The sequence below is a fragment of the Yersinia sp. 2542 StPb PI genome (assembly GCF_048593855.1).
In the GTDB taxonomy this organism is placed as follows: Bacteria; Pseudomonadota; Gammaproteobacteria; order Enterobacterales; family Enterobacteriaceae; genus Yersinia; species Yersinia enterocolitica_E.
Genome location: NZ_JAZGQA010000498.1, coordinates 1 through 488 on the forward strand (window position 1 = coordinate 1; position 488 = coordinate 488).

The following is a 488-nucleotide window of genomic DNA, read 5'->3' on the forward strand; positions in this document are numbered from 1 at the left end:
TTTAACCTAATATTGATTTTTTAATGAGTAACATGTTGAGTATTCTTCTGGCACCAACACTATGGTTGGCATAAAAAGAGGATGTAAAATATGAACAAGGTAACTATCACTATCAATACCGATTCAAATGAAGTAGACGTTAAAAACTTAACTGAGGCTGATACCGAGAATTTAACTTTGACCGCAGCACAAGCCCGAGCCAGGGTGCCAACTGAGGTTGCTCCTAACTCAAGTACCGAGGTTCTTTATCGCAGCACACCGATTATTCCTGAAAGTCGTCGAAATGTAATGATCACTAATGATGGTGCTGCAAATGTAATTACAGCTCAATATTATTGGTCGCACAGTTTTACAAGTCAATGGTTCTTGTATACCTCTATTGACGTAAATGTCGGTGATTCTAAGTTATTAGTTTCACCATCTAATTCATTATATTACAGTAAGGTTGTTCTAATTAACAATACAAGCCGTAAGGCATATGTTACCGC

General features: G+C 37.1%; 1 protein-coding gene. It reads left to right on the plus strand.

What is annotated here, in order from left to right; genetic code table 11:
• Window positions 1-90: 90 nt before the first annotated feature.
• On the plus strand, window positions 91-488 hold a 398-nt coding region (locus tag V1952_RS22480; protein ID WP_420075626.1), incomplete at its 3' end, for a JHE-like toxin PirA.